General features: G+C 55.9%; 21 protein-coding genes and 1 tRNA gene. 11 read left to right on the top strand and 11 right to left on the bottom strand.

The window, feature by feature from the left end:
* Positions 1–13: 13 nt before the first annotated feature.
* The 3 genes from QFX31_RS05585 (at position 14) to QFX31_RS05575 (ending at position 3,082) form a co-directional block, all read left to right on the top strand.
* Positions 14–997 carry a polyprenyl synthetase family protein gene (locus QFX31_RS05585; protein ID WP_348531131.1) on the top strand — a complete coding sequence of 328 codons (984 nt, stop codon included), beginning with the start codon at positions 14–16 and terminating at the stop codon, positions 995–997.
* Between the two features lie 275 nt (positions 998–1,272).
* Positions 1,273–1,680, top strand: a complete 408-nt coding sequence (locus QFX31_RS05580) for a pyridoxamine 5'-phosphate oxidase family protein (protein ID WP_348531130.1) — start codon at positions 1,273–1,275, stop codon at positions 1,678–1,680.
* Between the two features lie 4 nt (positions 1,681–1,684).
* Entirely contained in the window at positions 1,685–3,082 is a 1,398-nt protein-coding gene (locus QFX31_RS05575) for a replication factor C large subunit (protein ID WP_348531129.1), read from the top strand.
* Here QFX31_RS05575 and QFX31_RS05570 read toward each other — a convergent pair.
* Together QFX31_RS05570 and QFX31_RS05565 are read right to left on the bottom strand one after the other, a co-directional pair.
* The gene (locus QFX31_RS05570) at positions 3,079–3,711 is read right to left on the bottom strand and encodes a hypothetical protein (protein ID WP_348531128.1); all 633 of its coding nucleotides are present in this window, start codon (positions 3,709–3,711) and stop codon (positions 3,079–3,081) included. The two genes, QFX31_RS05575 and QFX31_RS05570, sit on opposite strands and share 4 nt — an antisense overlap.
* A 229-nt stretch (positions 3,712–3,940) precedes the next feature.
* Positions 3,941–4,063, bottom strand: a tRNA-Arg gene (locus tag QFX31_RS05565).
* Positions 4,064–4,411: 348 nt separating this feature from the next.
* On the opposite strand from QFX31_RS05565, the gene QFX31_RS05560 reads away from it, so the two are divergent.
* Entirely contained in the window at positions 4,412–5,509 is a 1,098-nt protein-coding gene (locus QFX31_RS05560) for a tetratricopeptide repeat protein (protein WP_348531127.1), read from the top strand.
* 86 nt (positions 5,510–5,595) lie between these two features.
* Here QFX31_RS05560 and QFX31_RS05555 read toward each other — a convergent pair whose 3' ends face one another.
* Positions 5,596–7,473, bottom strand: a complete 1,878-nt coding sequence (locus tag QFX31_RS05555) for a GNAT family N-acetyltransferase (RefSeq protein WP_348531147.1) — start codon at positions 7,471–7,473, stop codon at positions 5,596–5,598.
* Between the two features lie 356 nt (positions 7,474–7,829).
* Positions 7,830–10,562 carry an HAD-IC family P-type ATPase gene (locus QFX31_RS05550; protein WP_348531126.1) on the bottom strand — a complete coding sequence of 911 codons (2,733 nt, stop codon included), beginning with the start codon at positions 10,560–10,562 and terminating at the stop codon, positions 7,830–7,832.
* A gap of 709 nt (positions 10,563–11,271) precedes the next feature.
* On the opposite strand from QFX31_RS05550, the gene QFX31_RS05545 reads away from it, so the two are divergent.
* A complete protein-coding gene (locus tag QFX31_RS05545) occupies positions 11,272–12,132 on the top strand; it encodes a coiled-coil protein (protein WP_348531146.1) in 861 nt (286 codons plus the stop codon).
* 217 nt (positions 12,133–12,349) lie between these two features.
* Here QFX31_RS05545 and QFX31_RS05540 read toward each other — a convergent pair whose 3' ends face one another.
* The 4 genes from QFX31_RS05540 to QFX31_RS05525 all read right to left on the bottom strand — a co-directional run bounded on the left by QFX31_RS05540 (position 12,350) and on the right by QFX31_RS05525 (position 16,593).
* Entirely contained in the window at positions 12,350–13,159 is an 810-nt protein-coding gene (locus QFX31_RS05540; RefSeq protein WP_348531125.1) for a winged helix-turn-helix domain-containing protein, read from the bottom strand.
* Positions 13,160–13,222: 63 nt separating this feature from the next.
* Positions 13,223–14,236: a methyltransferase domain-containing protein gene (locus tag QFX31_RS05535; RefSeq protein ID WP_348531124.1), complete on the bottom strand. Its 1,014-nt coding sequence runs from the start codon at positions 14,234–14,236 to the stop codon at positions 13,223–13,225.
* A complete protein-coding gene (locus QFX31_RS05530) occupies positions 14,237–15,328 on the bottom strand; it encodes an aminoglycoside phosphotransferase family protein (protein ID WP_348531123.1) in 1,092 nt (363 codons plus the stop codon).
* The gene (locus QFX31_RS05525) at positions 15,325–16,593 is read right to left on the bottom strand and encodes an adenosylhomocysteinase (protein WP_348531122.1); all 1,269 of its coding nucleotides are present in this window, start codon (positions 16,591–16,593) and stop codon (positions 15,325–15,327) included. The genes QFX31_RS05530 and QFX31_RS05525 overlap by 4 nt, the downstream gene beginning before the upstream one ends.
* Positions 16,594–16,854: 261 nt before the next feature.
* Between QFX31_RS05525 and hisA the strand changes: the two genes are divergently transcribed.
* Together hisA and gatD are read left to right on the top strand one after the other, a co-directional pair.
* Positions 16,855–17,583: a 1-(5-phosphoribosyl)-5-[(5-phosphoribosylamino)methylideneamino]imidazole-4-carboxamide isomerase gene (gene hisA, locus QFX31_RS05520; RefSeq protein WP_348531121.1), complete on the top strand. Its 729-nt coding sequence runs from the start codon at positions 16,855–16,857 to the stop codon at positions 17,581–17,583.
* A 4-nt stretch (positions 17,584–17,587) separates the two neighbouring features.
* A complete protein-coding gene (gene gatD / locus QFX31_RS05515) occupies positions 17,588–18,826 on the top strand; it encodes a Glu-tRNA(Gln) amidotransferase subunit GatD (RefSeq protein ID WP_348531145.1) in 1,239 nt (412 codons plus the stop codon).
* 176 nt (positions 18,827–19,002) lie between these two features.
* Here gatD and QFX31_RS05510 read toward each other — a convergent pair whose 3' ends face one another.
* Positions 19,003–20,340, bottom strand: coding sequence for a cobyrinate a,c-diamide synthase (locus QFX31_RS05510; RefSeq protein WP_348531120.1), 1,338 nt, complete (start codon positions 20,338–20,340; stop codon positions 19,003–19,005).
* 309 nt (positions 20,341–20,649) lie between these two features.
* Here QFX31_RS05510 and nikR point away from each other — a divergent pair, with 309 nt between their 5' ends.
* The gene (gene nikR / locus QFX31_RS05505) at positions 20,650–21,072 is read left to right on the top strand and encodes a nickel-responsive transcriptional regulator NikR (protein ID WP_297759428.1); all 423 of its coding nucleotides are present in this window, start codon (positions 20,650–20,652) and stop codon (positions 21,070–21,072) included.
* The gene (locus tag QFX31_RS05500) at positions 21,069–21,707 is read left to right on the top strand and encodes a fibrillarin-like rRNA/tRNA 2'-O-methyltransferase (RefSeq protein WP_348531119.1); all 639 of its coding nucleotides are present in this window, start codon (positions 21,069–21,071) and stop codon (positions 21,705–21,707) included. The genes nikR and QFX31_RS05500 overlap by 4 nt, the downstream gene beginning before the upstream one ends.
* A 66-nt stretch (positions 21,708–21,773) precedes the next feature.
* On the opposite strand, the gene QFX31_RS05495 is transcribed toward QFX31_RS05500, so the two are convergent.
* A complete protein-coding gene (locus QFX31_RS05495; RefSeq protein ID WP_348531118.1) occupies positions 21,774–22,529 on the bottom strand; it encodes a S26 family signal peptidase in 756 nt (251 codons plus the stop codon).
* A 39-nt stretch (positions 22,530–22,568) separates the two neighbouring features.
* Between QFX31_RS05495 and QFX31_RS05490 the strand changes: the two genes are divergently transcribed.
* Positions 22,569–24,023, top strand: a complete 1,455-nt coding sequence (locus QFX31_RS05490) for a DNA-directed DNA polymerase II small subunit (RefSeq protein WP_348531117.1) — start codon at positions 22,569–22,571, stop codon at positions 24,021–24,023.
* 166 nt (positions 24,024–24,189) lie between these two features.
* Here QFX31_RS05490 and QFX31_RS05485 read toward each other — a convergent pair whose 3' ends face one another.
* A complete protein-coding gene (locus QFX31_RS05485) occupies positions 24,190–24,873 on the bottom strand; it encodes a HisA/HisF-related TIM barrel protein (protein WP_348531116.1) in 684 nt (227 codons plus the stop codon).
* Between the two features lie 26 nt (positions 24,874–24,899).
* Between QFX31_RS05485 and QFX31_RS05480 the strand changes: the two genes are divergently transcribed.
* Positions 24,900–25,598 (top strand): (5-formylfuran-3-yl)methyl phosphate synthase, encoded by a 699-nt coding sequence (locus tag QFX31_RS05480; RefSeq protein WP_348531115.1) that lies wholly within the window; start codon positions 24,900–24,902, stop codon positions 25,596–25,598.
* The last annotated feature ends 40 nt before the right edge of the window (positions 25,599–25,638 follow it).

Genomic DNA, 25,638 nt, shown 5'->3' with positions numbered 1-25,638 from the left:
GAGGTCGAAGATCATGAAAACCTTGGAGGGAGGAGATCTGGAGGCTGAGCTCAGGAGGCGCGCTGATCTGATATCCAAAGCCATAGATGAGCTCCTGCCAGTCTCCAGACCTGAAGGGCTGTACGACGCAGCCAGGCATCTGCTGGGAGCTGGCGGAAAGCGGCTCAGACCATCGCTGCTTCTCATAGCCGGGGAGTCAGTGGGGTGTGAGGCTGCGCGCCTGGTTCCGGCTGCTGTCGCCATAGAGCTGGTCCACAACTTCACTCTAATACACGATGACATAATGGACAACGCCTCTCTGAGGCGCGGCAAACCCGCGGTACATGTGATATGGGGGACATCCGGGGCGATACTCGCAGGCGATACCCTCTACTCGAAGGCGTTCGAGATGCTCGCCAGGGTGGACGCGCCGCCTGAGAGGGTGCTCGCTGCCATGGATATGCTCGCGAGGACATGCACTTCGATATGCGAGGGCCAGTGGCAGGACCTGGAGTTCGAGCGCGCGGAGAGCGTGACCGAGAGAGATTACCTCGAGATGATCGAGAAGAAGACAGGAGTGCTCTACGGCGCCTCTGCGTGGATCGGCGCGACTCTTGGCGGAGCCCCGCCTGAGGTGGCAGGAGGGCTCGAGGAGTTCGGCAGGCTGACGGGCATGGGGTTTCAGATACATGATGACATACTCGATCTGACCGTCCCTGAGAATGTCCTGGGAAAGAGGCTCGGCGGGGATATCCTAGAGGGAAAGAGGACAATGATAATAATAGATGCTCTCTCCAAGGGCGTGAGGCTCGATATATTCGGGAAGGGCCAGGCCAGCCAGGATCAGCTGAGGGAGGCCATCTCGGCCCTTAGGAGATGCGGATCCATAGATTATGCCAGGCGGAGGGCGGAGGAGTTCGTCGAGAGGGGGAAGCGTGCACTCGATGTACTGGAGGACTCTCCCGCGAAAAGGCTGCTTCTGGAGCTCGCGGATTACATGATACGCCGGGGTTACTGAATGCCGTACAGGGCGCAGACCCTACAGGCTGGAGCAGAGCAGTTCCGTAAGGCAGCGCCTGTGATTTGAGCACGCATGCGAATTATAGGCGTGGCAGAAGGATGAAGGCGTTTGGGATGGGTGTCGATCCCGTCCAAACGAATCGACACAGTCTGATCCATGTGTGGTGCCTTCATGGTAACCCGTGAAACCCTTTTAACGTCAGCGTGTTCGAGTCGGGATATAAGCCCAGCCATCTCAGGGGGTGATAAGAGATGAACGTTCGTGAAATGAGCATGAGTGAATGTGAGGATCTGCTGAGGAGATGCAGGTACGGCCGGCTCGCGCTCTCATACGAGGATCGCCCGTACGTGATACCGATGTCATATGTTTACGTGGATAAAACTGTAATACTCCACTCCAGGCCGTCAGGAAAGAAGATCGAGATCGCGAGGAGAAACAGCAATGTCTGCTTCGAGGTGGATGAGCTCGAGGGTCAGCGGTGGAGGAGCGTCATAGTCTATGGAAAAGCCCAGCTCTCAGGATCTCAGGAATCCAAGCGGAGGATGTTCGATGCCTTCATGAGAAGCGGGATCGGCGGGCATGGCGGAAAGATGTTCACCTGGGAGATGCTCGAGCGGATGGATATGTGCGTCTGGGAGATAAAGGCGTTTGAGATAACGGGAAGGGAGGGCATCTGGTAAAGGCATGACCAGCTGGGCCGAGAAGTACAGGCCCAGAAGCCTTGATGGCATACTGGGCAACGCAAAGGCGGTAGCCGAGCTGAGAGAATGGGCCAGGGCCTGGGAGGGGGGCAGGCCGGAGGTGAAGTGCCTGATCCTCTACGGGCCTCCAGGAGTCGGGAAAACATCCGCGGCTCTAGCGCTGGCATCGGAGATGGACTGGGACCACATAGAGCTCAACGCCAGTGATCAGCGGACCGCGGAGATAATCAAGAGCGTAGCGGGTCCGGCATCGCAGGTGAGCACGTTCTCCGGCAGAAGGAGGCTCGTGATACTTGATGAGGCTGACAACCTCCACGGCACATACGACAGGGGCGGTGCAGCAGCTATTCTTAAAGTGATAAGGGATGCGACGCAGCCAGTGGTTCTCATAGCAAACGAGTACTACGATATAGAGAAGCCGCTCAGGGACGCATGCCATGGGGTTCAGTTCCGATCGATAAGAGCGCAGACCACAGCATCGCTCCTCAGGGAGATCTGCAGGAGCGAGGGTATAGAATGCGATCCGGACGCCATAATGCATATAGCAGAGATGTCCGGAGGCGATCTGCGCAGCGCGATAAACGATCTTGAGGCTGCGGCACGTGGTCTGAAGCACCTGCGACTGGAGGACGTCGCGACCTCTGAGAGGGATGTCAGGGCTTCGATATTCAAGGTCCTCGACGCGATATTCAAGGGTGAGAACGCGAGAAGCGCGCTTGAGGCCACGTACCAGCTGGACGAGAGCCCCGAGGACCTCATACACTGGATCGATGAGAATCTGCCTGCTGTGTACAGGGATCGAGAGCTCGCAAAGGGCTTCGAATGTCTATCGAGAGCGGACATCTTCCTGGGGAGGGTTAAGAAAAGGCAGAACTACACCCTCTGGAGGTACGCCGCATTCCTGATGACCGGTGGGGTTAGAGCTGTCAGCTCGAAGGTGCGGAGGGGCTACACTCAGTTCAGGCCGCCGAGCCTCTGGAAGAGGCTGGGTCAGACGAAAAAGGCCAGATCTGTGAGGGATTCGGCTGCCAGAAAGATAGCGGCTCACTGCCATGTCAGCACATCATACGCCAGATCTGAGCTTCTCCACTTCATCGGGGCCCTGCTGAACAGCAAGAAGACCGGACCGGCGGTTGCAGCAACCCTCGGCCTGAACATCGAGGAGATCGCGATGCTGACCGGAAGCGCTCCATCCACCAAGAAGGTTCAGCGGATCTTCGAGGACGCGCAAAAGATGATAGAGACAGAGCGTATCGCAATGATAGATCGCGGCCTTAAAACTGTGGTGGGGGAGAGGGAGAAGCCAGAAGAGACATCTGCGAAGGAGAAGGGCAAAGAGATGGCTCAGGAGAAGAGGCAGAGGTCGCTCTTCGACTTCTAGGCGCATGGAATCCAGTCGACCCTGCTGGGCCTGCCGGATCTGTTGCTCAGGTCCACGTATTTCTTGACAGAGAAAACGCCCGTGAGCTCATCAACAGATCTGCTCAGCTCCACCGCGCGCTTGTCGTTTCTCTGGCTTGTCATCCAGGCTATCCGCCCGCTGCCTATGAACGTGGCGTCCATCCCTGCCTGGAGGCTCTCATTGCCTACTGCTCCTGTGCTCCTGATCTCGGTGCTCCTGTGTATCAGCTCAGAGGCTGTGTAGACCTCCGTGAGAGCAGATCCTGCATCATAGTTTATGACACAGATCCTGTTCGACCACTTTCTGTTATAGGCGCCGCCACCATACGACACGGGGAAGTACTCGAACTCCGCATCCTGCGTGAAGTTTATGGTGTTTCTTATGACATCGAGCTCGAACGCGCTCCTCTCGCGAAACCTTCCGCTGCCTATGATCTTCTCTGCGAACTTCTGGCCGTGGGCGCCAGCCGCGGTCTGCCCCAGCAGCTCGGTGTCACGGTAGCCTGTGCCCAGGTTTAGTGCACCGTTGAACACGTAGTCTGCAGCCCATGCAGCCCCTACCAGAATCAGACAGAGGGCAGCAGGCCAGGCGATCCATCTGAAGCTCAATTCTCTCCCTGCTCGCCGCTGTATTCGAAACCATAAAAAGCTGTCGAACCCGATCGAAGCGTCGGCTGCGAGCGCGAGCTGGTGATCGATCAGCTCCCCATCAGCAGCCAGAGGAGAAACTGTGTTGCATGTCCGGTTAAGCGTGCACGACAAGAGTCCAGATGGCGTACAGGCTCAGGCACAGCCAGCGGTGTGCAAGCTCGGAAATGTCAATACGTGAGGAGAAAAGCGGGCGTGGAGGGATTCGAACCCCCGGCTTACAGCTTAGGAGGCTGCCGCCATATCCTTTCTAGCTAAACAGCTTCTAGGGAACAAGGCCACCGGCCAGTGCTCCTGGCTAGGCCACACGCCCATTCCGGTTACCCTACTGCACATCTCGTATATCAAATTTTCCCATAGCAGCGGGTGTATCCGGTTCTGAAACACTTGAGCGGCGTTTGAGGGCTGTGGGCTCGAATTGCTGAAAGGCATGTCGGGATTCAGAAATGCATACGCATAAACATGCATGAGCAAACAATGTGCATCCCGCAGCCATATATAGTCTTCTGCATCACTTCATATAAATTTACTTAAAAACTACTGGATGCATCTAACTTCATAGATAATTTTATGTAATATAAATATTATATAAGATTATGCAGAATACTATAATCCATTGAAGAGGCAAGTTTTATAACGTACATTCGTGTGAATATCTCACATGGTTTCCGTCGCTGCTCTTCTGCAGAAGGCTGAGGAGAAGTACCTCGATGGATCTTACGAGGAGGCGATAGAGTATTACAACAGGGCGCTGGAGATCGATCCCGGGAATACTGCGGCATGGTGTGGGAAGGGAATGGCCTGCTTCTGCCTTTCCCGCTATGAGGATGCCCTTGAGTGCTACAGCAAGGCCATAGAGGCTGATCCGGGGTGCGTCCAGGCCTGGGAGAGCCGCGCAGAGGTGCTCTTCATTCTGGGAAGATGCGATGATGCGATCTCCTCCTATCAGGAGGCCATAGACAGGGATCCTGAATATGCGCTTGCATGGATCGAGAGATGCATCGGTTCCAGGCCTGCGGATGCGGAGAGCTGGAGGCAGAAGGGCCTGGCGCTTCTCTCCATGGGGCGGTACGAGGAGGCGATCGAGGCCTACCGTGTGGCTCTGAATCTCGACCCCTCACAGGCCAGGGACTGGTGCATACTCGGGGAGACTTTCCAGACGATCGGGCGGCACAGCGAAGCCCTCGAGTGCTTTGAGAGGGCTCTTGAGCTCAGCCCATCGGATTCAGCGTGCTGGATCAGGATGGGCGAGTCGATGCACAGCACTGGCAGGTACGATGAGGCTCTGGACTGCTACGAGGAGGCGCTCAGGCTCGACCCGGGATCTGTCCAGGCATGGCATGGTAAGGGCATCGCCTACAGAGCCATGGGAATGGCATCAAGGGCGATAGAGGCATTCAACTCAGCCCTCTCAGTTGATCCAGAGCACGCTCAATCATGGTACGCGAAGGGCATAACATTCCGGGCCATGGGTCTATATGAGGATGCGCTGGAATGCTTTGATCGCGTTCTCAGCATCGACCCCGACAACGTATCTGCACTGAAGAGCCGTGCATGGTCCCTCTACAACCTCGGCCGGTACGAGGAGGCGCTCAGCGCATGCAAGGATGCGATATCTTTGAACCCATGGGATGAAGATGCATGGTACAACAAGGGGGTCGTGCTCAAGGCGCTGGGAAGGTACACAGAGAGCGACATGGCGTTCATGAGGGCCCGCGAGATCAGGGTCATGAGGCTCTCGAAGAACCGCATGCCATAATGACGGCCGTGAGGGCAGAAAGCTTGTCTCGAAACAAAACAGCACCGCTGCCTGAGATCAGCGCAGAACTCGAAACGCCCTGAGCTTCATGTTCTGAACCTGAGCTTCATGTAGTATATTCCTGCGTCGTTGATCTTCTCCACCTCAAAACCCATCTTCTCGAAGAGCCTGAAAACGCGATTGTTCTCTGCCAGAACCTCTGCGGTGAATCCGAGAAGGCCGCTCTTCCTCGCAAGCTGTGTCAGGTACGATAGAAGCTCGCTCCCCACGCCCTGGTTCTGGTAGTCATCCCTGACTGCAAGCGCGATATCTGCGGTGTATTTATCTTTGTTGATCTCATACTGGCCCATGCCGATCACCACATCCCTCTCCCTGCCTGGGAGCGTGGCGAGTATCACCATTCTGTTTGTGTAGTCGATCATGGTGAGCTTCTGGAGCAGATCTCTTGGGACCTCTTTTCTCATAGAGATGAACCTCTGGTACCTGCTTTCCTCTGAGAGCGAATAGAAGAAGTCCTTCAGCAGTGGCTCATCGCTGATTCTCACAGGGCGCATCAGGATCTCCAGACCTGTCTTTGTTACCCTGTGGACCTCGAGGTGCTCGGGGTAGATCCCCTGCCATCCCGGGAGAACGATCTGGTCCCTGTAGAGTATGTTCATCCGTTTCGCCTCTTCGATCAGCCACGCCCTGAACTTCGGATGCGCCACAGCTATCAGTGCCATAGCCCTCTCCCGCAGGTTTCTGCCATGCAGGTAAGCTATGCCGTGCTCTGTCACCACGTATCTTACATCGCCTCTTGTCAGCGTCACGCCGGCACAGCTCCTAAGACACGGTACGATTCTCGATACACTACCATTCTTCGCTGTTGACGGCAGAGCGAGAATTGTCTTGCCGCCCGGAGCCATGGCCGCGCCCCTCATGAAGTCTGCCTGGCCGCCTATTCCGCTGTACAGTGTTCCTCCAAGGGACTCAGCCGTGGCCTGACCTGTGAGATCGATCTCGAGCGCGCTGTTTATCGCGACCATGTTCCTCTGTTTTGCGATGACCAGAGGGTTGTTGGTGTAATCGATCTGCCTGAACTCCACATCCGGATTCCTGTCGAGATACCTGTACGTCTCTCTTCGGGCCATGCAGAAGGTTGCCACGGTCTTCCCCCTATCGAGGGTTTTCATGCTGTTGTCGACAGTGCCGTTCTTCATGAGCTCAACGATGCCATCCGTGAGGAGCTCTGTGTGAACCCCGAGATGCTTTTTGTCACGAAGGTTCGAGAGAACAGCATTCGGTATGCTTCCGTAGCCGACCTGTATCGTGGACCCGTCCTCCACGATTCTTGCAACATATTTTCCTATCTGCTGAGCAAGCTCTGTCGGCGCGCTCTCCACGTACTCCAGAAGAGGCTCCTCATGGTAAACAACGTAATCGACATCTTTTATATTAATGAGAGTGTCTCCATGGACATACGGCATCTGAGGATTGACCTGTACGGCAACCCTGGATGCGTTCTCGATCACAGCCTTCATTATATCCACACTTATTCCAAGGCTCATATCTCCGTTCTCGTCCGGAGGCGTGGCCTGTATGAGAGCCATGTCGACATTTATCGTTCCATTCCTGAACAGCTCCGGAAGCGCTGAGAGGAATATGGGAGTGTAATCCGCATCAGCGCGGTTTATTGGATCTCGCGTGCTCTCCCCTATGAAGAACGAATCGAGGCGGAAGTTCAGCCTGAACTTCTCATCTGTGTATGGCGCAACGCCGAGGGTCGAGACGTGGATTACCTCGGCGTCGAAGAAGGCTGTGGGGTACCTGCTGACGTAATCGATCAGAGAGCGCACAAGATGCTGCGGCTCTGCGCAGCCGGTTCCGATGAATATCCTGTCACCTGGATGTATGTTCCTGAATATGGATCTCTCTGGAGCAAACTTTTCAGGCCACCTGCTCCGCATCTCCTCAAGCCCCATCATCTGAACGCCCACCCCATAAGCTCAGCACTGAAAACAATCTTTTTGAAGTATTTAGTTCTGCCGTTGAGCAGAGTGAATAACGCTTCAAAAAGAGAAATTATAATGAAATATAATGATATTATCTTTTGTTTGATCTTGAGAGGACGATCATCAGACTCATGCCCCCCATGCTGCCTGGATCGATGTGCATTTGCTGCGGGCTGTTCGACGAGCCGCCCGCATGGGCCGAGATTTTGATTCAGCGAATGAAATGGGGTGTCTTCAGTGGCTCACTCATACCAAATCTGCTGCCATGCCAGAGCGCCGGGATGAGAATTCAGAGACCCAGTTCATTCGGATCGCAGGGAACCCAACAGTCAATCCAGCGGTTCAGTTACGCTGACATGTGAGTTTCCGGACATTCTCCGGCGGACGAGCTTGTACGCTTCCATTGCGATGAGGATTGAAAGCGCCAGCGCCAGAAGCCTGGCCCAGTGTTCCAGTGATACAGGCCCGATATTCAGCACTCCGCTGAGCCAGGGGGTGTACATGGCTGCTATGTGGACCAGCTGGGCTCCAAGAGTTCCAAAAAACAGAGTGGGATTTCTCGTCGGGCTCAGGCTGAACGCGGAGCGCAGCTCTGATCGGCTGTTGAAGACCTGTATGTTCTCGAAAAGAACCATGAGCAGCATCGTGCTGTTTCTCGCCTCATCCAGGCTCGAGCCTGTGCCCAGGAGGTATTTGTAGAGTCCGAATGCAACTCCGCCCATCACGATGGACGAGAGCAGTATCCTCTCCAGCATTATCCTGTTGAATATTCCCTCTCGCTGGGGCCTAGGTGGTCTCCTCATCTCATCACCCTCGGCCGGCTCCAGGGCGAGGCCTATGTGCTGTATGCCGTTGGTCACAAGGTTTAGCCAGAGGAGCTGGACAGCAAGCAGTGGAAGGGGTACAGCTGCAAAGAGTGCGAGAAAGAACAGCACTATCTCCGCAGCCCCTGTCGATACCAGGAGGAATATGACCTTGCGCACGTTGCTGTATGCGACCCTGCCCTCTTCCACGCCTGCGACGATGGACGCGAAGTTGTCGTCTGTTATGACCAGCTCTGCGCTCTCCTTTGCGATATCTGTCCCGCTCTTTCCCATGGCGACGCCGACATGGGCTGCACGCATGGCAGGTGCATCATTTGCGCCATCTCCAGTTACCGCAACAGTACGCCCCAGGCGGATCAGGGACTGGATTATGTCCAGCTTCTGTCTTGGCTCAACCCTTGCAAAGACCCTCGCTCTCCTCACAAGATCGTCAAACGCTTCCTTTCCAATCAGCTCCGCCTTTCTGAGCTCAGGGCCTGTCACCACCTCATCCATGCCCTGAGCCATTCCGAGCTCACGGGCTATGGCCAGCGCGGTGATCGGGTGGTCACCGGTGACCATGGCAACCTCTATGCCGGCCTTTCTGCATCTGGCCACAGCGGGCTTTGCCTCTGGTCTGAGCGGATCTATCATTCCGATCAGGCCGAGGAAAGTGAGACCTTTGAGCCGCCTATCAGAGAAATCCTCATCGCTTTCAAGCGCGCCATCGGCTATCGCAAGAACCCTGTAGCCGTTATTCGCCATATCCGATGCGCATCTCTCGATCGCATCTCTCTCGAGCGGAGCCTCGCCATCGATTGTGACCATGCTGCTGCACATCTCCAGCAGCGTCTCAGGAGCGCCCTTGACGAATGCATGGAGCCTGCCATCGACCCTGTTCAGCGTGGCCGCGAACTTTCTCTCAGATGCAAACGGTATCTGCGCGATCATCGGATACCTCGCGGTGATATCCGCCTGCCTAACACCCACCTTGTGCGCCATTACTAGAAGCGCCACATCGACGGTATCTCCGTGGTGTACCCAGCGGCCATCGCGCATCCCGAAGAACGCCTCGTTGCAGAGAGCAGCTGCAGTAACGACTCTTTTTATGATGTGCTCCTCCTGCTCGGTGGGTTTTCCATGGGCGGTTCTGATCTCCCCCTCCGGAGAGATTCCCTCTCCCGTCACCTCCATGAACCCGTGGCCTGGTATGGCTACAAGCCGCGCAGTCAGCTCGTTCATCGTGAGTGTGCCGGTCTTGTCGGAGGCTATGAAGTCACATGATCCGAGCGTCTCCACGGCAACCATGCGACGCACGATGACGTTGCGCCGGGCCATGCGGTTGACCGCCACCGCAAGCACGACAGTCAGCGCCACGGGCAGACCCTCAGGAATAGCGGAGACCGCAAGGGCCACAGACTGAACGAAGACCTGCGCCGCATCCATGCCCCTTCTGACCTCGATGGCGATTATCAGAATAACCGCTATCAGTACCGCCTTCGCTATGTTCGCGGAGAATACCTCCATTCTTCTTGTCAGAGGCGGCTTCGCAGACTCCACGTCTGTCAGGGATCCGGCCAGCCTTCCCAGCTCGGTCTCTCTGCCGGTCGCCACCACCACACCTCTGCCACGACCGCGCGTAACTATGGTTCCGGCGAAGGCCATGTTGACGCGATCGCCAAGGGCTGCATTCCATTTCAGCAGAGCAGATGCATCCTTTGATACAGGAGTCGACTCTCCTGTGAGCAGGGACTCGTCCACCTCGAGAGCGTGCGTTTCGAGAAGGCGGAGATCGGCAGGCACCTTCATGCCCTCCTCCAGGAGAACCACATCTCCGGGCACGCACTCCTCAGCATCCACCTCAAAGCTCTCGCCCTCCCTGACAACACGTGCATACGTCCTGACCAGATCTCTCAGAGACTCTATGTTCCGCTCGGCTGAATACTCCTGGGCTGTTCCGATGATCGCGTTGATCAGGAGCACGGCGAGGATGAAGATGGCGTCTGTCATCCTCTCCAGGAAGAAGGAGACCGCAGCCGCTGCCAGGAGAACATAGATCAGAGGGCTCAGAAACTGCCGCAGAAAGAGCATCTGTATGCTCAGAGGCTTTGCTCGCGGAAGCGTGTTCCTGCCGAAGCGCTCCAGTCGCTCAGCCGCCTCCTCCCGGGTGAGACCCGTTGAAGAGGTGCTCAGCTGCTTGAGCACATCATCTGCGTGTATGGAATGCGGTTGCAGCTCTGCGATCTGAATAACCCCCACGATGCATCTGCGCTTATCCAGTGGCACAGGGAAGGCACGCCGAAGAAGAATCGGCGATCCTGTGATGAAAGTGCCCGCAGGATATCAATATTTTAAGGATCTTCTGGTATTAAATGATTTTTCTGCAAACAGCATCTGCGCTCACCGACTATTACTGGCATAATTGAGATCCGCAGCACTCGGTCGCGTGCCTGAATCGCTGAATGGAATTTCAGGAATCGACACCTTCTAGCACAGCAGATCACAGATCCTGCGGTGTCACCTGCTGTGTTCAATGATCTGTGCACACAACCCAGCACTCAGCCCAGATTTATGGAGTCTTTTGTCCGAGGCCATTGATTCCAGAAGATTCGTTCAGTGATTCGAGCCTATAACTCAAATACCCGCCCCTCTGAGGCATCTATGCGATCTCACCCCCATACAGATGCTACCAAAAGATTAATACGTTAAAGGTATCTGATGCTTGGACAGTAGTCGACCGGCATGGTCCGCAACAGGGATGTCTTTTGGTGGAGAACGCATGCGGCACAACGGCGCCATCGCATTTGCGATCGCACTTGTTTGTTGATATCTGACGTGTAGGACCCTGCTGATTTGCCGTCGAGGGAACCCCATAATGTACAGAGGAGGAGATACGCCCACGGGCGTGCTGGGCAGCGAGCCCAGGCAGAACCCCAGCCATGTGCTGGAAAAGGAGGAAAAAAGGGGGATGCTTGCAGAACTGGAAGAGAAGAAGGCCAAGCTCAAACAGGAGTCGCTTATCTTCAAGGAGAAGCGCAGCCAGCTGAATGCAGAGGCCAGCAGGTGGGCTGCGAAAAGGAACGAGCTGAACAAGGAGACAAAGGAGCTCATAGAGAAGGCACAGGAGCTCAAGAAGCTTCGCGACGAGTACAACACCAAGGTCGCGGAGTCGAAGAAGCTTCGCGATGAGCTCAACGAGAAGACGAACCAGATCTACGCGAAGATCGACGAGATCCGTAAGAAGTACAACCTCTCCGGGGACAGGTCGATCCGCGAGCTCCGCAGGGAGATAGATCACCTGGAGTTCAGACAGCAGACCGAGGTGCTGAGCCCGGATAAGGAGAAGCAGCTCGTCGAGAGGATCGCGATGCTCCACAACGAGTTCAAGCTCCGCAAGGAGCAGCTCGAGAAGAACGAGGAGCTGAAGAAGCTGCTTGAGGAGGCGCAGGCTCTGCGCGAGCAGGCCTCGAAGCACCACGAGGACGTCACCAGGTACGCTGAGCTGGCCCAGGAGTATCACGACAAGATGATTGCCACGTTCAAAGAGGCGGATCAGAAGAGGGCCGAGGCCGATGCTGCGCACCGCGAGTTCATAAAGGCGCAGGAGGCGGCGGATGAGCAGCACAGAGAGTTCATAAGGACACAGAGGGAGATCCGCGATTTTGATAAGATCATCATGGGCCTCAAGAAGAAGAGCCGCGATGCCAGAGAGGATCGCGCGAAGGAAGCTGCAAAGCGCGAGGCCGAGGAGATCCTGAATCAGTTCAAGAAGGGAGAGAAGCTGGACACAACAGCCCTGCTGAGACTCCAGCGCGCTGGCCTGGTATGAGCCGCGAGGCGGGATCTGCCCGCCCTCCATGTTAATATTCTGCGCCAGATCATCTTGGTGTCACGCACAGATCCCTGCATATTGCTGTGCTCTCAGCCATGCGATGACTTTCCAGAGGATGCACTTGTCATTCTATGCGTTCTCGGAGAATGAATGCCCGCTTACAGCAGCCTGCACGCTCGACCTCTAAGTGAACACACGAGAGCGATTGCTGTTATTATATCGAGGTGACCCTTTCCGCCCTCTTCTTGTGGTGCATGAAGAGCCTCATACCCCACTCCCTGGCCCCAGCCCCTGTGCATATCAGGTCCTGGCCGATATCATAGCCGCCATCGAGCCTGAAGAGGCCGAGGGAGAGAGAGGAGTCGATTACGGTAAACGCAGCCCTGACATCAGCATCGAGCCTGTACAGCTCGAAGTTCTCCTTTTTGAGAAGATTCTCCAGTATCTCCCTGTAATCTCTCACGACTATCTCCACAATCGGAGCTGTGAGAACAAGCTCCACGTGCGCCCCGTTCTTCACAGCAGTGTCTATAGCTGTGGGATACTCCGGAATTATGATGGGCGATACGCCGTATATGCTCCTCGAAGAGATGAGCTGTGATACGAATATCTGCTGCGTCCTGAGTATCGCGGCCGGATCCCCGCTGACTATTTCTCCTTCTCTGAGAAGGCCAATGTCCACAAGCAGATCATCAGGAATCGCGCTGATGTCATGCGTCATCCAGAAATCCCTGTGGTTCTCGAGCACGACAATCGCGCTCAAAAGCCTGCTCAGCATCAATGCCTGAATGCGACCTGTGTTTGTGAGCCTATATCCCCTGTGGGTTCTGACAACTGTCCCTGCCTCGATCATATCCTTGACTGCATGCAGTATCGTCGATGCCCTGGTTCCCAGCGATCTCTCGAGATCCCCAGCGGTCAGCTCGCCATCCCTGAGTGAGAGAAGAACCTTGGTACGTATCGCAGATCTTGTGAAGCCCTTGAGCAGATCCTCTGCAAGATCGAAGTCGTCGCACACCGTCATGCCGAACCCCTTAGAATACCGAACCAGGGTTTGGAATCCATGTATTAATATGTAGCCCGCGTTTCAAAAGTCCGCAGGTTTCTCGCACACGTGAACGTATCTCGTCAGGCTCCTGTGAACCCTGTCGCTGTGGAGCTCCGCTATTCTAAACCCCCTCGATCTCAGCATATTCTCCACAGGACGGTCTGTGACGATCACGGCACGCCTTCCAGCTCTGAGAACCCTGTGAATCTCCTCGAAGCTCCTCGAGAGGATCTCATCTTTCGAGCGTGCCTTTATCACCGCGGATCTGCCGTAGGGCGTATCGGTGACCACTGCATCCACAGAGGAATTTTTAAACGGCAGAGACCTGGCGTCCCCGAGCACCAGATCCGCCTCCATGCCCTCCAGGTTCGCCCTGGCGCCCCTGTTCAGCTTCTCCTGCACATCCACACCCACGCCCCTGATGCCTATGAGGCAGGCCTCGACCAGAATCCCGGCGGTTCCGGAGAACGGGTCGAGCAGCATCTCGCCAGGTCTGATCATTGAAATGTTGACCAGAGCCCTCGCCATTCGCGGCATCAGAACCCCCGGGTAGAAGAACGGTTTCAGGTGCGGTCTGCGCCTCTCAAATCCACCCCTGTCGGGTTTCGCGACCTCGTATCCGAAGACAACCTTATTGCAGGATATGATCGCCCGGATATCCAGCTTCGGATTCTCAAGGTCCGCTCTGTAGCCCATCGCGTGGAGCACCCCTCCAGCGAGACGCTCGAGATCGTGGCTTTTGATCGCACATTCTCCGAGACGGCTGGCCCTCACCCTGTAGCTCCGTCTGGGGAGATCAAGCGAGCGGAGAGCCTGCTCCACGCTTTCAGGTTCTGCATCGCAGACTGTGAGGACCTCAAGGATCCTGTGGGTCATCGCGAGCCTTTGCTCTATAACCCCAAGATCGAGATTATCTGCTTCAACAAGCAGACAGCGCTCTCTTCCAGCCACCTCTCTGAAGGATCCAGCATGGATTCTGAGGAGCGAAAGCGCCTCGCTCCTCGGTACCGTCGGATGCTCTCCGGAGAGCTCGAAGGCGTAGAGCTTTGCCATCTATGTCAGATATTTGTTCACGTTCCTGTAGTCAAAAGAATCATCATCCAGAACGTTCTCCAGGAAATTGAAGAGGACTCTTCTCACATCATGAGAGAGCAGCGGATACCATGTGGGGCTGGCCACGACAACAGCTCTGAACGCGAAGAACGGAGCTATGACATCGAGAACCTCCTCGTCACCGGTCCTCTCCAGATACCTATCGAAGAAGATCTCGAACAGCTCCCTGAGACCTCCCGCCAGCCTCATCTCCTTCTGAACAGAGTAGAATATGTAGTTCATCGACATCGCGCTCAGGTCGTCCGCCGCCTCTCCCCACTCTCCTCTGCTCCTGTCAAGGACCGAGAAGTCGCTGCCCTCCCTGAACATCACATTCCATGGATGAAAATCGCCGTGGACCTGGCAGAGCCTGTGGGTCATCGACCTCAGCCTCCACCGCCACTCCACGCACCTCTTCTCGATCTCACAGAGCTCGCCGCGCTCCAGGAACTCCGGAGCATCCGGATAATCATCGAGAATGCCCATGATCCCCTCACCGTGGCCGATAGTGTCCCTGATCTTGCGCCTGTATAGCGGCGGGCAGCTGTGCTTCACGCTGTGGATCTCCGCGAGGTAATCCGCGAGCGCCGCAGCTCGAATCCTGTCAAGATCCGTTGCCCCGCTCTCCTTGACACGCTCCAGATCGAAGAAGTACTCCTTACCCTCGATCCTCTCCATCACAAGAAAGAACTCCTGAGCATCGCCACATGATCTCATATCTCCGGATGGTGTGAAGTACCCGACGTCTATTGATCTTACATGCCTTGGAAGCTTGTTGAATGCCGAGTGCTGCCAGAGCATGACCTGCGCCCTGTCTGAGAAGTGATCGTGCCCGAAGCCGTGCTGCACCCTCATCGTCGAGAGCACCAGGAACTCCTTCCTGCCATCGAGAAGATACTCTATCAGCAGCGGGCTGCCGTACCCGAATCCCTTCACATCTCCAGTGGTCGGGATGGTCTCGCCCATCTTTCGTATGGATGAGAGGCTGGCACCACCCCCGAATATGCTCTTGAGGTATCTCTCAATGCTGTCCCTGCTTATGTCCATGCTCATGTCCCCATCTGCCAGCTGTGCAGGTACCTGTCCTGCTCTGGAGTCAGTTTCTCTATTTCTATCCCCATCGCCTTCAGCTTGAGCTCAGCCACCCTCCTGTCGATCTCAACAGGAACAGAATAGACCTTCCGCTCAAGCCTCCTGCCGTTCTCGACGATGTATCTCACTGAGAGCGCCTGGTTTGCGAATGACATGTCCATGACCTCAGGGGGGTGGCCGTAAGCAGCGGCCAGGTTGATCAGCCTGCCCTCTGCGAGCAGGTATATCCTGCGACCATCGCGCATGACGTACTCCCGCACGTTGGGCTGGATCTCGTTTGTGGAGACGGCCATGCTCTCCAGCCCAGGTATATCGATCTCGACGTTGAAGTGCCCGCTGTTCGCCAGTATCGACTGATCCTTCATGAGCTCGAAGTGCTCCTTTCTTATCACATTTATGTCTCCTGTGAGCGTCACGAAGAGATCCCCCAGCGGAGCGGCGGATCGCATTGACATCACCCTGTAGCCGTCCATCGCAGCCTCGAGCGCCTTTCTCGGCTCCGCCTCCACGACGATTACGTTCGCACCCATGCCCTTAGCACGCATCGCAAACCCCCGGCCGCACCAGCCGTAGCCTGCGACTACAACGGTCTTTCCTGCGAAGAGGAAGTTCGTCGCGTTCATAATCCCGTGCACCGTTGACTGCCCTGTGCCGTATCTGTTGTCGAACATCATCTTCGTCTCTGCATCATTCACTGCTATCACAGGGTAGGCCAGAGCGCCGTCATCTGCCATTGCTCTGAGCCTCATGACCCCTGTCGTGGTCTCCTCGCACCCTCCGAGTATCTCCGGCAGGAGCTCGCGGTGGCTTTTGTGCACTACCGCTATAGTGTCAGCGCCATCATCGAGCGTCACGTTGGGACGGAGCTCGAGGGCGCGCTCTATGCACTCGTAGTACTCGCGCTCATTCTCGCCGCGGAATGCGTACACGTGTATGCCGCGGGATGCAAGAGCTGCTGCAACATCATCCTGGGTGCTCAGCGGGTTTGATCCTGTGAGAGCGATCTCGGCGCCACCTGCGCGCAGCGTCTCTATCAGGTTTGCAGTCTCGACGGTCACATGCAGACATGCAACAATCCTTATGCCCTCAAGGGGCCTCTCCCTCTCAAACTCCTCCTTTATGAGCTGAAGCACCGGCATATGCCTTCTCGCCCACTCAATCCTCCTCTCTCCAGCGTCCGCGAGCCTTATATCCTTCACGATGCTCTTCTCCAATCTATCACCCATCTCCTGAACGCGAGCTGGTCTAAATGCTTTATCTATCGGCTCCAGTCACCATGGGGGCAGACATGATTCCAGCAATGGCAGACATCCCTCTGTGCGCCTCTGGACCTGCAGGATCTAACGACAGTGCTGTGCATCAGGAAACGAGATCTTAGGGAACATTCTTCATGAGCTCGCGCATATCAGCAGTGCATACACATTGTTTGCTGCGCTCCATGGTCATGCCAAGTGTTATATCACCGCAGCTTTCACTCATGAGACATCATGACGTTTGACATATTCCCTGCGGTGGACCTGCGCGGCGGAAGATGCGTCCAGCTCGTCCAGGGTGTGCCTGGCAGCGAGGTTGTGTCGCTTGATGATCCCCTTGGTCAGGCGCTGAGATGGGTGGAGATGGGGGCGGACCATCTGCACATCATAGATCTCGATGGCGCGATAGAGGGCGTCAGGCTTAACGCGCCGGTACTCAAGAGAATCGTCGAGGAGCTCGACGTCTTTGTCCAGGTCGGCGGCGGGATAAGAAGACGCTCCGATGTCGCAGAGGTCCTGGATACAGGTGTGGATCGAGTCATACTGGGCACGATGGCGCTCAGGGATCCTCCAGTCGTGATGCGTCTTTCAGATGAGTACGGCCCGGATCGCCTCATGGTGGCCCTGGATGTGAGAGATGGGAAGGTGACATCAGAGGGCTGGCAGAGGACTCTTGAGTTCAATGCGATCGAGCTCGGCGTTGTCTTCGAGAGCTTCGGGGCGGGCTCCATACTCTTCACGAACATAGATACAGAGGGTCAGCAGCGCGGCGTCGATCCCGAGCCAACGAAAGAGCTGGTCGAGGCTGTGAGCATACCTGTCGTAGCAGCTGGTGGAGTCAGCTCTCTTAATGACGTAAAGCTTCTCAGCGAAGCTGGCGCTGCAGGCGCTGTGATAGGCACTGCCATATATACCGGCGTGCTTGATCTGCGGGATGCGCTGGATTTTGCAAAAACGCTTTGAGATGGTGGCCATGGAGCTGGGAGACAGAGTGGCTGTAATAAAAGGAGATATGAGATACGAGGGAATACTGATGCCCTCGCGCAGTGATCATGTCGTCATAAAGCTCAGCAACGGCTACAACATCGGGCTCATTCCCGACAGGATCGAGGTCCTGGAAAGAGCCCAGAAGCACGAGAAGCCGCCTGAGCAGATACAGATGCGCGAGGATCTGCCTCTGGTCTCGATCATCTCAACAGGTGGCACGATAGCCAGCAAGGTCGATTACAGGACCGGAGCTGTGACGAGCCAGTTCTCTGCTGAGGAGATAATCTCAGCGATACCTGAGCTCGGTGAGATCGCACGGTACCGCGCAAGGGTCCTCTACACAATACTCAGCGAGAACATGCGCGCAGAGTACTGGATAGAGCTCGCAAGGGCTGTCGCCAAGGAGGTAATGAACGGCGCGGAGGGTGTGGTGATAACCCACGGGACAGACACCATGACGTATACAGCGGCCGCTCTCTCATTCATGCTCAGAACTCCGGTTCCTGTTGTGCTCGTCGGCTCTCAGAGGAGCTCGGACAGGCCCAGCAGTGATGCTGCGATGAATGCGATCTGCGCCTCGACGGTCGCAGTGAGCGATATCGCAGAGGTCTGCGTCGTCATGCACGGGAGCACCAGCGATGACTACTGTCTGATCCACAGGGGGACCAGGGTGCGCAAGATGCACACATCCAGGAGGGACGCGTTCCAGTCTGTAAACCATCCACCGATCGGCAGGGTCGATTACTCCACACGAAGTATAGAGACGTTCTCAAATTACAGAAAGCGCGGGGAGTGTGAGCTCCAGCTGCTCGACAGGCTCGAGCCGAGATGCGCGCTCATCAAGTACTTCCCCGGCGCTGATCCTGGGATATTCGATCACCTCATAGAATCGGGCTACAGGGGGATCGTCATCGAGGGCACAGGTCTGGGCCACGTGGCGTCCGACTGGATACCGTTCATAAAAAAGGCCACCGAGAAAGGCATACCTGTTGTCGTAACGTCACAGTGCCTCCGTGGGAGGATATGCGACAGGGTCTACGATACAGGCAGGGACATGCTCGCTGCAGGGGCCATTGAGGCAGAGGACATGCTCCCCGAGGTGGCCCTGGTCAAGCTCATGTGGGTTCTGGCGAACACATCGAGCCTGGACGAGGCGAGGGAGATGATATCAAAACCCCTGGCAGGAGAGATATCCGGATCCACGCCGGTGGATGTGTGATGGGATCAGCAGGGCGCAAACTCCTTTCTTCAAAGGCGGATGGAATGCACCTCTGCTCCAGATCTGGATGGTGGGAACAAGATGGAAGAGACAAGGAGTCCGGCTTTCTGTTCCTGTTATATCCTCTGACCCACAACGGGCAGCCTTGGGCGGGCTGCAGTCAATTTTGGACCCACTCATCTCCTTCTGTATGCCATGCAGCTCTCCATGAACCTCTCCACTGGGAATGATGCGAAGTGCGCGTGAAGGTATCCGCCGAGGGTCATGTGCTCGACCAGGCCGTCCATGCCGTTTGCGATCCCCTGGCCGCGCCTGAGCCTGTACGCGAGCTTTGCGTCCCGGTCGCACTCCATTCTCGAATAGTGAAACTCATGCCCCCGTATCACGCTGCCCTTTGGAACCACAGGATTGTCCAGTACGACATCCGCCTCAACGTACCCAAGTGCCTGAAGATGCCTGGTCATGAGAGTCGAGGCCGGCAGGATCCCGGCCATCTTGTAGCTCCTGTCTTCAAGGACGAGATTCTCTCCGAGGTACATCAGACCGCCACACTCTCCGTAGATCGGCATGCCATCAGATGCTGCCGCTCTGATCTGCTGAATGCACCTCCCGGACTCGAGAGAGGCTGCGTGGAGCTCAGGATATCCACCGCCTATGTAGATGCCATCAGCATCAGGAAGTGCGTCCCTGATGGGGCTGAAAGGTATTATCTCCGCTCCAGCACTCCTCAGGCGATCGATGTTATCCTGGTAGTAGAAGCAGAACGCCTCATCCAGGGCGATCGCGATGCGCACACTGTGCTCTTCGCCATACCTGCTCTCCTGCTCCGGCACAGCGATCGGTAGCGTGCATGCATCGAGCAGCTCATCCAGCAGTATGTTCTCCTCAACCAGATCTGCAAGCGCGTTCACATCATGCTCAATCTCGAAACCCATCGCCAGGCCGAGGTGCCTGCTCGGGAGCGAGATGCTCTTCCTCCTCGGAAGCGCTCCGAATATTCTGAAATTTATGGATTCCCTTAGAGCCTTCAGATGGCGCTCGCTCCCGACATGGTTCAGTATGACCCCAGCGATGTTCACAGCAGGATCGAAGGATCTGAATCCGTGTATCAGGGCAGCTGCGGATCTGGACATGCCATGGACGTTCACCACAAGCAAGACAGGTATCCCGAGAACCTTTGCAACATGTGCTGTGCTGGCCTCCTCGCCACCACCGATCCCATCGTAGAGCCCCATGACCCCTTCGACCACCGCCACATCCGCACCTCTTATCGCGGAGAGAAAAGATCGCCTCACGCCGTCTGCGCCCATCATGAATGTGTCCAGGTTGCGGGAGGGCCGGCCGCATATCGCCGTGTGGTGCGTCGGGTCTATGAAATCAGGCCCGACCTTGAAGGGCTGCACAGTCAGCCCTCTTCTCCTAAGAGCGGCCATCAGGCCCAGCGTGACGGTGGTTTTGCCAACACCGCTGTGGGTTCCTGCTATTACAAATACAGGCAACATGATCTCATGCATGCATTCATCTCATGAAAAACCTCGCGCCCCTCCGGGGACCCTTTGGTATATGAGAAAAGGGTGACTGTAAATTTTTTGGAGTGGTGTTGCCTCAAGGAGGGTTTTTGGATCTCCACCCGATGACCCATGAGTTCTGTGAACCATATGCTTCTGGTCTCAGAGATACGTGTACACAAACCAAAGAAGAGCGGGGTTTGAGCCCTTCGATTCTGAGTTTCACTTACTGAAAAAAGCGTAAATCAAAAATAGTAAGATTTTACTACAATAGCTTTATTACTATATCTGACCGAAATAAATGGTGGTGGTTTAATGGAACAGGAGCTCATGAGGATTGGCGTATCTCTTCCGGAGAAGCTGCTGAGCCGCTTCGATGAGATTATCACCCAGAGGGGGTACTCCTCGAGGTCAGAGGGGATCAGGGACGCGATAAGGAACTACATTATTCACTATGAGTGGATGAGCGATGTCGAGGGCGAGAGGGTGGGCGTGATAACCATCGTCTACTCCCACCATCAGCGCGGCCTGGTGGACAACCTTACGGACATACAGCATGAGTTTGGAAATATAATAACCTCAACCCTCCATGTGCATCTGGACAAGGACAACTGCCTCGAGGTGGTGATCCTTCGCGGCGAGGGTAAGGATGTGAGAAGAGCCGCAGAGAGGATGATGGCGCTGAAGGGCGTCAAGCATGTGAAGCTCACCACTACCTCTGTGGGCGCGGAGCTATGAGGGAGATACTCCCCGGGCTTTATATTATAAAAAAAGATCGCCTGTCGACCCGCTCGCCCTCCCAGGAGCCCCTCTACGGCGAGCATATCGCTGACGGCCTTAGAGTATGGGATCCACGAAGATCGAAGCTCGCCGCCCTTCTTCTGAGTTACCCGTGCCTGGAGGGGGTGGTGCCATCCGGTAAAGTCCTCTACCTGGGCGCTGCGAACGGCGCCACTGTCAGCTACCTCAGCGATATTCTCACTGAAGGCATGATCTACGCGGTCGAGATCTCTCCCAGAGCGATGAGGGATCTGCTGCTTCTGGCAGAGAGGCGGGAGAACATAATACCATTACTGGGAGATGCAGCGCGCCCTGAGACGTACCGCAGGATCGTCGAGCCCGTGGATCTCATATACCAGGACGTGGCGCAGCGAAACCAGGCGGAGATCGCATCGAGAAACGCGTCGATGTACCTGAAGCCCAACGGGCTGATGATAGTAATGATAAAGGCGATGTCCATCGACTCGACAGCGCGGGCCGCCGACATCTTCGATGAGGAGATAAAGCGCCTCTGGGGCGTGGAGCTCCTGAAAAGGGTCGACCTGCCACATCACAGGGACCACATCGCGGTCGTCGCGAGAAAGCTCCTGTGAGGAAGAGTAACAGGGCGCAGAAGGGCGCAGACCTCCGGGCCGTGAGGCCGTGGAGGAGTATGCACTTCAAATTATGCTGCGAACCCAGTCCACGATCATCTCGGGGATGAGTCTGATATAGCCCACATACGGTATCCTGTATCTCGCGACGCCTATAACCCACTCCTTCCGCACCGGTGTAAGATAGCTTATCCCGTCTGTCACATAAGATGTGTTGCCCTGGCTGTAAATAACAAGGCCTGTCTCTCTATCGACTAGGATTCCATCAGCTGTCTCCCTGAACCGCTCCGGGTGCTCTCTTATGTAGGCGTAGTTCGGCACACCGAGTATCCTGCCGGCCATCTGGTCGATGACCTCGTTGTGATCACCCTTCGTTATGTACCCCGCGAACGGCGCTGGCGGTCCCCCCTCCCACATCGGCTCGCCCTTCTCCACCCACCTCATCGCCCTGTGTATTATGGGCGTGGCCTTATCCCCACCGCTCCCGATGCCCAGGATGCCTGGGATTATATCGAGCACGCCGAGCTTCTCCTTGCCGTAGGGGCGGTAGAGTATGACATCCCCAGGGTTGTTGAACGATCTGTACCCCTTCGCCTCGCCCTCCTCCCAGGTAACCACATCAGTTCTGGATATGCCCTGCACGATGATGATATCCCCGATATTCATGTTCGGAACCATGCTTCCGGACTCCACCGCGACCATCGGGGTCCAGAGGCCGAGAAGCACCTGGGAGATAATGGAGACGCCGCCAACCACAACAACGACGAATATGATGTCCTTGACAAAGGACGGAAGACCTGCCAGAGTATCAGATAGCTTCATCGGGAGTTTTATCTGGTGGAGGGTGTTATACGGCTTTCGATGCTCGAGATCGTTCAGATGTTCGCTGAGAGGGGATACCAGCTCACACCTGAGGCCCTAGAGATACTCTCGAAAAAGGACACGGGATCGATTGACCATCTGATAAGCAGTCTCGACGCCAGCACGGTTGTTGTAAGCGCAGAGCAGATCCTCTCAATCCTGGACGGGAGGTGCAGAAGAGCAGATGAGGAGGCAGCAGAGGGATCTGAGAGGGAACCCTCAGCAACGAGCTGCGCGCTGGAAAGGAGAAGCTCCGGCGTGGAGGTCGAGGTGCTGAGGGAGATCACAGGAAGATCTACCTGTCTGGGAAACTACTCGGACTTCGTGAAGTACTTCAGGGATAGATATGCGAAGATCCACGATCTTCTGAGCAAGCGGATGGGCTCCCGGCCCATCGAGAGCCTTGGCGCGCAGACAGCAGGGCGAGAGGTCTCGGTTATCGGCATGATCATGGATATAAGAAACACCTCTCGAGCCAGAGTCGTGGAGATCGAGGATCCCACAGGCATGGTTACCGTGCTCTTCGCCAGGGAATCTCCTGCGTATGAGGACTCGATGCTTCTCGTCACAGACGAGGTTATTGGAATCACAGGAACATCAGATGGAAAGGGTCGGATATTCGCGAAGTCGATCGTCTGGCCTGATCTCCAGGCTCAGCCCCAGCCCCTGACATCTGCATCTGGAGGAGCTCTCTTTCTATCAGACCTTCATGTAGGGAGCAAAACGTTTCTGATCGATACCTGGAATCGCTTCGTCTCCTGGATATCCGGAGAAGATCCGACTGGGCTCAGCTCTGGTGTAGGATGCATCGTGATCGCTGGAGACATCGTCGACGGAATCGGAGTCTACCCGGGGCAGGAGGACGAGCTCGAGATAAAGGACATCTACGAGCAGTATCAGCTGGCTGCCGATCTCATCTCAGAGATCCCCTCGAGGATAAAGATCGTGATATCTCCCGGGAACCACGATATAGTGAGACAGGCCGAGCCGCAGCCAGCGCTCCCGAAGGAGATACAATCGCTTTTCCCCAGTAATGTTATATTCGTCGGGAATCCCTCATGGATAACGATCTCCTCCCGGCCGGTTCTGATCTACCATGGGAGGTCGATCGACGACTTTGTGCTAAAAGTTCCCGGCCTTTCATACAGAGAGCCGGAGCTCGCGATGGTTGAGATGCTCCGGAGGAGGCATCTCTGCCCGATATACGGGAACAGGGTCTCCGTCGCCCCGGAGGTCGAGGATCATTACGTGATCGACAGGCCGCCAGCGATACTCCACTGCGGGCACGTGCATGTCGTTGGGATAACGAGATACAAGGGTGTGACAGTTATCAACAGCGGCACCTGGCAGGGACAGACAGAGTTCCAGAAGAAGATGAACATACAGCCCACGCCCGGAATAGTGCCGCACGTCGATCTATCGACGATGAAGGTCAGGAAGCTGAGGTTCACTTGAGATGGATCCTGGCCTCCCATCGTTCAGGCGAGACAAAATGCGATCCTGTGAGCGGATCGTCAGCAGACCAAATTGCACACCGAGAGCTGACAGAACGGTGGGAGAATGTGGGGCTGGCAGAGGGGGGACAAGCTGAAGGGGCATGGTGTCCATACCGTACCGGAGATCATCGCCGGATCATCTCTAGAGGTATTCCCCCGGAATGCACAGATGTCGCCACGAGCACCCCCTGAACACCGATCTCCTTAAGAGCATCAATATCGCTCAGGCCGCGGATTCCGCCGCCAACAAGAATAGGATGATCGCTTGAGGCCACGGCGCGGCTCAGGAACTCGATATCTGTGCCTTCTGACGTCCCGACCCTGTCGAGCTCCAGAAGTATGATGCCGAGAAGATCGAGATCGTTCATATCCTTTATGAGATCCAGCGGATCCAGATCACCGCTCTTAGATATGACCCTCCTGTGCTTCATGTCTATGCTCACAACTACATCGCGGAGATCTGATGCCTTTGAGATCAGATCAACCGATGCGGTCTCCGTCCCCAGGACAGGTGTTGCAGATTCTGGGAGCAGGGATAGATCTGATATGCTGGAGATGCCGATGTCCGCCATGGTGATGGCTCTCGACGATATGCTCTCGATCACCTGAAGATTATCCCCGCCGCCGGAGAGCCTGTCCAGATCCGCGATGTACACCTCTTTGGGTGCAAGGATCTCCACGATCTCGATGGGGTCTGATGTCGATACCATCCTGCTGAATGTGTTTATGGGGCGGTACCTGGACCTCTCCCCGCGTACCGCATGGACCACCTCACCGTTATATATGTCCATCACGAAGATGCAACGCATCCTTATCCTCTCGGGAACTGATGAATATGAGGCTGTTGGTAAGTCCTATGAATCTTGAAGAGGCGATGGCTGCCCTGGACGGCGGTGCGGACATAATCGATGTCAAGAACCCAAGGGAGGGGTCACTTGGGGCGAACTTTCCCTGGGCGATCAGGTCGGTGGTGGAGCTGGTCGCAGGAAGGGTGCCGGTCAGCGCCACTATAGGAGATCTCCCGTTCAAGCCGGGAACTGCGAGCCTCGCTGCTCTGGGAGCAGCAGTATCAGGCGCAGATTACATCAAGGCAGGCCTGCTGGGCGTGCGGCAGCCGGAGGAGGCGATCGAGCTTCTGAGGCCGATCGTGAGGTCTGTGAAGGAACATGATTCGCGAAGGAAGGTCGTCGCAGCCGCATACTCTGATTTCAGGAGGGCTGGCTCGCTGCCTCCTGTGGAGCTTCCGCAGATAGCCGCTGAATGCGGAGCTGATGTCGTTATGGTTGATACCGCCATAAAAGACGGCAGATCCACGCTGGAGTTCATGACTGTGGAGGAGCTGAAGCTGTTCGTCAGATCAGCCCATGATCTCGGGCTCGAGGCCGCTCTGGCCGGGAACCTCGGGATGAGAGATCTCGAGGCGATCGGATCGATATCTCCCGACATACTGGGTGTGAGGGGGGCTGTCTGCGGCGGCGACAGGAGCACCAGGATACGCGCGGAGCTTGTGAGGGCGCTGAAGGATGCCCTCTGAGATGTCTAAAGCTGAGGGTCATGCATGCGAGAATGACAAA

The organism is Methanothrix sp., assembly GCF_030055635.1.
GTDB lineage: Archaea > Halobacteriota > Methanosarcinia > Methanotrichales > Methanotrichaceae > Methanothrix_B.
Note: the sequence above shows the minus strand (reverse complement) of the source record. Positions and strands in the feature narration are given on the sequence as shown.